The sequence below is a fragment of the Lysinibacillus sp. NPDC048646 genome, assembly GCF_050272295.1.
GTDB lineage: Bacteria > Bacillota > Bacilli > Bacillales_A > Planococcaceae > Lysinibacillus.
Genome location: NZ_JBNNLZ010000039.1, coordinates 22,179 through 28,530 on the forward strand (window position 1 = coordinate 22,179; position 6,352 = coordinate 28,530).

The window sequence follows — 6,352 nt, forward strand, 5'->3', positions numbered from 1 at the left end:
TCAGTTATATTGAAATATGAATTTGATTTTAAATCAAATTAACTCGGATTGAATTTTATAATGGGCTAAATGATAACTTGGTCATTTATGATTCAAACATCAACAGCTAAACAAGATTTAAAGGGATTATTAAAAGAAACGTATGAACGTGGAATTTTGAAGGTGGACCATAGCGGCAAAGTGGATTGCATGACAGATGGTGAAGCGTTAGGATTGGTGATTCTAAATGGTATCCTTCTTTACCAGTATGGGGGTTGACAATTGCGGGATTCATTTGCATTTTTGCGGTTCTAGAGTATATTAACTATTTTCACATTCAATTATCATATGACAATATCTCAGATATTAAATATTTGCTGAAAACTAAAAGGTTGAAGCAAGCCTGTATAAGTAAAGACTTTAATTGACTGTCGTTGAAAAATTAATATATAAGTGACTAAAAATAAATATGTTTGTGAGAAGATTAATAAAGCGTACAAAGATGTTAAGCCCCCAAGTGTAACGGTGCCATTTGTGAGCTACGAGGATTGGAGAAAACAATTTAGTGGAGAGGGATAAAAAGCAAAAGGTGCTAATCCTTTTGCTTAATTTCTAAAAATAATGAGAAACTAATGGCAATAAACATTACTATAGAAAAAATAATTGTAAGAGTGGATTTAAAAGAGATTGATGTAATCAATAAAACAAGAGAACAAATGATAGTCGTTATACGTATTAAAATATTTATTTTTTTATTAGGTTTAAAAAAATCTTCCAATATACCAAGTGAAAAACTAAATGCTATAAATACAAGATACTCATAAAGAAGTACTGGTTCTAAATATTCTGGACTGAACCTAATTAACTGAATCGCAGAAATGAACATAAAAATATATTTTGTATATTTAAAAATGCCTGACAAAGTATCACCTCATTTTAATAATAGGTAACTAAATAATGTAAGTCCAGATGAAATTAGGAATAAATTGGTCCAAGTCGCCTATTTAGGTGGCTTTTTATTTTTGTCTTTCATCTAGCAAACGCTATAAAGAACGAGAAAAATACACTTTTGAACAGTTTAGGGATTCATTCGAGTAACTAAATTGGGCAAGGAGGAAATTATGAAAAACAATCAAAATCCATTCTATTTAAAAATTTTATTACCATTAGATATTCAAATGTTTGCATGAGAACCAACGCCAGAACCTATAGGATTCCCTAGGACATCACAAACGGGTGGACTGGTATCTCAAACCGAAAAGGATTTTGGAATGGTAAAATGAATGGTGGTTATGGCTATGAATTTGGGGATGCTGTAAACAACTTCACCAGAAGTGGAATAAATGCTACTACGGGAGCAGGTGTAAATACACCAACTGTTTCTGATGGTTGGTTACTATTGCATCACTATCTCCATTTTAAGAAAGTAATGAAAGACAAATACAGATAGGATACAAATGGAATGATACACCTAATCGCAATTTATATTATAGAACTGTCAATAATGGCATTCATAGTACATGGTCAAAGCTACTAAATCAAGCAGACTATGACCAACTTTTTACCTTGTTCGGTGATAAAAACGCTAAAATAGCATCTGCTATTATCGACAAGGGAGTACCAACAAGTGCAAATGCAACAGACGGCCAAATGGCGACTAATATTAGAGCTATTGAAACAGGGAAGAAAGTCGCGGAAAGTACAGTATATGTGTCAGGTATATGCGGTGCTAGTAGAATATCTTTCACCTTAAGTGGAGGTTTCGTAGCAAGAACGCATCTACCGAGGATAATGGTCTGAAGCTAATGCATGGTACGTTAGTAGGGTCCTTATGGACTGGTTTATCTAGCTTGTACTCTCATTAGATGGTATCACAGCAACCATTACGACTAGAGTAAATAAAATTAACAAATCAAATATGCCATATTCACCACTTGTTCACTCTACAACAAACCAAATACACAACTAAACTACTATATTTAAACCGAATATTTCTATGGTATAATTTCCTAAAAAAGGAGTGGTTTTTTTGAGGAATCCAAATTATTTTAAAGTAATAAAATTTCTAGTATGTTTATCTGTTAGTTTATGCATTATAACTTATCCGATTATTTCCTTTGCTGAACCACTTGATACTAATTTGCCTAGTGAAACAAGCAAATCTAATGACATTGATACTGGTATAGCAAACTTGAACTACAATAGTAGCGAAGTTTTAGCAGTGAATGGTGATAAAATTGATAGTTTTGTTCCAAAAGAAGGAATAAACTCAAATAATAAATTTATAGTGGTTGAACGTAACAAAAAATCACTTACAACTTCACCGGTGGATATTTCAATTATCGATTCTATGGCGAATCGTGCCTATCCAGGAGCATTACAACTGGCAAACCAAGCTTTTGCAGACAATCAACCTAGTTTATTGGTGGCCAAAAGAAAACCGCTAAATATTAGCATAGATTTACCGGGCATGAAAAGAGAAAATACTTTGACTGTAGATAATCCAACATATGGTAATGTGTCTGGGGCAGTAGATGAGTTAATATCTACTTGGAGTGAAAAATATTCAACAAGCCATACTTTACCTGCAAGACTACAATATTCAGAATCTATGGTTTATAGCAAATCTCAAATAGCAAGCACGCTGAATGTTAACGCCAAAGTTCTTGACAATTCACTGGGAATTGACTTTAATGCGATTGCAAATGGAGAGAAAAAAGTGATGGTTGCGGCATATAAACAAATATTTTATACCGTAAGTGCAGAACTACCTAACAATCCATCAGACCTTTTTGATGATAGCGTTCTTTTTGAAGAGTTAACCCGCAAAGGGGTAAGTAATGATGCTCCTCCCGTTATGGTGTCAAATGTAGCTTATGGCAGAACCATTTATGTGAAATTAGAAACAAGCTCTAAGAGCAAGGATGTGCAAGCTGCTTTTAAAGCCTTATTGAGTAATGTTAATACCAATGTAGAAACTAGTGCGCAGTACAAAGATATTTTTGAAGAAAGTTCCTTCACTGCTGTAGTATTAGGCGGAGATTCACAACAGCATAACCAGGTTGTCTCAAAAGACTTTAATGATATTAGAAACATAATTAAAGATAATGCAGAATTTAGTCTTAAAAACCCAGCATACCCAATATCCTATACAAGTGTTTTCTTAAAGGATAATTCAATTGCCGCTGTTCATAACAGTACAGATTATATCGAGACGACATCTACAGAATATTCGAAAGGCAGCATCATTCTTGATCATTATGGTGCATATGTTGCTCAATTTGAAGTAGCCTGGGATGAATTTTCATATGATGAAAACGGGGTAGAAGTACTAACCCATAAAACTTGGGAAGGAAACTGGAAAGACAAAACAGCTCATTTCTCTACAGTAATACCACTCCCGCCTAATTCAAAAAATATAAGAATTTATGCAAGAGAATGTACAGGTCTTGCATGGGATTGGTGGAGAACAATTATTGATGAATACAATGTTCCATTAACTAATGAAATAAAAGTTTCAATTGGAGGAACTACATTATACCCAACAGGTACTATTAATTAGGTATTAGTCATAAGAGGTACTTTTTCAAAGGCTATGGGAAGGCATAAAATCATAAAATTAAAGAATTTAAGTATTTCATGATTAGTATGTAACTCCAAACTAAACTAGAGTACTTGGCTAAATGAAATTACTCCATTTTGATCAATCTTTTTTCAAAATGGAGTTTTTGTATTTGCTGTTAAATAAGGTTTGAAAGGCATTTTTTAATCAAATTTATTCCAAAGCTACAATAATACAAAACGGTTGAAGGCGAAATTAAAGATGAGTTCGGTGCAGTATCGAACGCAGCTAAAACAATTTAATAATGTAACACCAAAATCCGGGCACTGAATTAATTTGGGTGGTCTAATTTTTTGTCTTTAATTAGAGTTATTATAATAGAAGAAAGGTCACTTTTTAGGGATGGTCGTAAATTTGTATATTCTCAAGTTTTAATAGTGCTAAACAATCTAAGATAATTTTCTTTACCGTTCTTGGTTACAACAATCAGACTATTAGTCTTGTGTTTGGATAAAATCCTTAATATTAGTTATCTCGATACCATTTGTCTGATATTTCTCAAGCATTTTATTCAGTGCGTCTTCTTTCACAGAAAATAAGGAATCATCCAAAACAATAACGCGATAACCTCTGTTTATGCCGCCCAAAGCTGTCTTGTATACACAACCACTGGCATCTGCACCAACAATATAAAGGGTATCAATTTCGTTTTCAACGAGATAATTTTCAAAAACTTCCGAAGAAAAAGCATCAGAGCGGAGCTTGCTAAAAACGTTATTTGATTGAATGGATAATTCATTATATAAGTTCGCTCCATCACTATCAGCCTGATACATACCACCAGAAAGCAGTGAATCCAAAGAGTTTCTCATAAACTCTTGCTTGACGTAAATAATCTCCATTTCAGAGTCATTGGCGTATTCGATAGCTGTGTTGATGTTAGACATTAACGGTTTCGTGTTGACGTATTCGGATATACCTAAGGTGTCATTTTGGATATCTGTTACCAGAAGTGCGCTTTTGGGGCTATTATATTTGATGATTGTATCGCCCTTTGTGGCACTCGACAAATATACCAATCGTAAGGCTATAATTCCGATACAAAGTACCAATATTCCAATAACAATAACGAGTATCATACTAAGATTGCTCCTCTTATTCTTTGTTTTCATAACAGTCACCTCCTATTTATTTATGGTTTGGGGGCGTAATAATAGTTGCGAGAATATGCATTTTTTGTTCCTCAACCGATGCGTTTCTTGTTTGATAAGGGGCAATTATTTCTTTGAATTTTTTTCCGATATCTAACATTTCTTCAACAGTTACATAGATAGGAGTTGCGCTGAAACCTGACCCATCCTCAACAATATTTATAGAGGATTTTTCAGCGTAATTTTGAAACTCTTTCATCAATACAAATAAAAAGCTCGTAAATAACTTAAAATATGCTTCACCATCGTTCTGCTCAATGATAGATTGGTTGACATTCAAAAAACTCTCATTCAATGCGTAAACTTTCTCCGTTACGGCTCGAACTTTTTTTTCTTCAACAATCTTTATAACCCCATTCTCTACCAAACGATTTAATGTACGATAGAGCGTGGCCTGTGGGATGTCATATTGTAATGATAATAAATCTTTTGCTGTACACTCACCTTTTGCTTGAATCGCAAGAATAATTTGATTTTTAACCGGGTTGACAATGCAGTCCATCATATCTTTAATGGTAATATCCATTTGGCTATTCACCTCCATTTATTATCGATATGATAATATAATCACATTGATAACGTAAAGGTCAATAGTTTTTTACCCAGACATAACTTGCAATGGGGGAGTATGGGGGAGTAACAATCTTTTTTTCCTATAGTTCGCTTGTAAAATCAAACTCAGAATTGAAGATTTCACTCTCACGTACGGTGTGGAGCATGGGAAAAGATGGAGATAACTTCAAAGTCTTACCTATTGCTATATAGGGAACAGCAAGGACAGTTTAATATATTCGATTTACACTCGGTCCAAGAATCAGACACCTCGTAAGGCAGGGTACATAGGTTCAGAGATTAAAAAAGACTGTCCATAGACAGCCTGTCGATTAAATTTATCTAGTGTTATTTACATTTCTTTTATTAGATTCTTTAGCAAACGGGATTAATATAATTCCCACTAAAAACAAAATGTTACCTATCCATCTTATCCATAAATAATATGTATGGTCTTTTAAAAAGTACAGTGAAGTAAAAATAATAATAATACCGATGCCAATCATCAACTTTAAAGAAATCGGAATTTTTGACACTTTCATGCCCCCTTTGAATAAATATTTTTAAAAAAATTTAACATAGTCAAAGGTAGCACATATTGTAATTATTGTAAAAATATACTCTTTAATGTCTTTTGATATACCATCCCTAATTTTGTGACTAGTTAACGATTAACAATTAAATCACGCCAGAAAATGTTGCAAGTATTCCGTTGTAACCCCTTTGAATCGCATTATCTACTGTTTTAAGCGTTGATGATAGTTATAAACGTTTTCAATGCTCACCAAGTATCTATGCATAAAACTGTTGAAGGCGGTAAGTTATCGCTAATGGTCTTCCACAATCAATGTGTAAGGTGAACCATCGTTAGATAATTGGCTGGAACAGTAAATGGAAATATTTATCCAAATAAATGTAATATAAGGTATTATTAAACTAACGGTGCAGGTTTTTTGTGCGAAATGTTTCTAGTTTAAATTGAGAATGGTCACATTACTCAGGTAAAGGCTAGACAGTTCCTTTCGGAACTGAAGGGTTATATCGAAGA

The 6,352-nt window shown here is 33.4% G+C and carries 7 protein-coding genes and 1 pseudogene; 5 read left to right on the forward strand and 3 right to left on the reverse strand.

Going from position 1 to position 6,352, the window contains the following annotated elements:
* The first annotated feature begins 69 nt into the window (after positions 1-69).
* The 5 genes and pseudogenes from ACQKII_RS23750 to ACQKII_RS23770 all read left to right on the forward strand — a co-directional run bounded on the left by ACQKII_RS23750 (position 70) and on the right by ACQKII_RS23770 (position 3,541).
* Complete coding sequence (locus tag ACQKII_RS23750; protein WP_427462907.1) at positions 70-258, forward strand: hypothetical protein; 189 nt, start codon at positions 70-72, stop codon at positions 256-258.
* Positions 228-407: pseudogene (locus ACQKII_RS23755) on the forward strand (general stress protein); the annotation flags it as partial. The gene ACQKII_RS23750 and the pseudogene ACQKII_RS23755, both read left to right, overlap by 31 nt.
* Positions 408-611: 204 nt before the next feature.
* The gene (locus tag ACQKII_RS23760; RefSeq protein WP_427462908.1) at positions 612-803 is read left to right on the forward strand and encodes a hypothetical protein; all 192 of its coding nucleotides are present in this window, start codon (positions 612-614) and stop codon (positions 801-803) included.
* A gap of 455 nt (positions 804-1,258) precedes the next feature.
* Positions 1,259-1,429 carry a hypothetical protein gene (locus tag ACQKII_RS23765; RefSeq protein WP_427462909.1) on the forward strand — a complete coding sequence of 57 codons (171 nt, stop codon included), beginning with the start codon at positions 1,259-1,261 and terminating at the stop codon, positions 1,427-1,429.
* A 579-nt stretch (positions 1,430-2,008) separates the two neighbouring features.
* Positions 2,009-3,541, forward strand: a complete 1,533-nt coding sequence (locus tag ACQKII_RS23770; RefSeq protein ID WP_427462910.1) for a thiol-activated cytolysin family protein — start codon at positions 2,009-2,011, stop codon at positions 3,539-3,541.
* A gap of 494 nt (positions 3,542-4,035) precedes the next feature.
* Here ACQKII_RS23770 and ACQKII_RS23775 read toward each other — a convergent pair whose 3' ends face one another.
* From ACQKII_RS23775 to ACQKII_RS23785, 3 genes are all read right to left on the reverse strand, one after another.
* The gene (locus ACQKII_RS23775; RefSeq protein ID WP_427462911.1) at positions 4,036-4,713 is read right to left on the reverse strand and encodes a cysteine hydrolase family protein; all 678 of its coding nucleotides are present in this window, start codon (positions 4,711-4,713) and stop codon (positions 4,036-4,038) included.
* 16 nt (positions 4,714-4,729) lie between these two features.
* On the reverse strand, positions 4,730-5,278 hold the full coding sequence (locus ACQKII_RS23780) for a hypothetical protein (protein ID WP_427462912.1): 549 nt from the start codon (positions 5,276-5,278) through the stop codon (positions 4,730-4,732).
* A 364-nt stretch (positions 5,279-5,642) separates the two neighbouring features.
* Positions 5,643-5,840 (reverse strand): hypothetical protein, encoded by a 198-nt coding sequence (locus tag ACQKII_RS23785; protein ID WP_427462913.1) that lies wholly within the window; start codon positions 5,838-5,840, stop codon positions 5,643-5,645.
* Positions 5,841-6,352 lie beyond the last annotated feature (512 nt).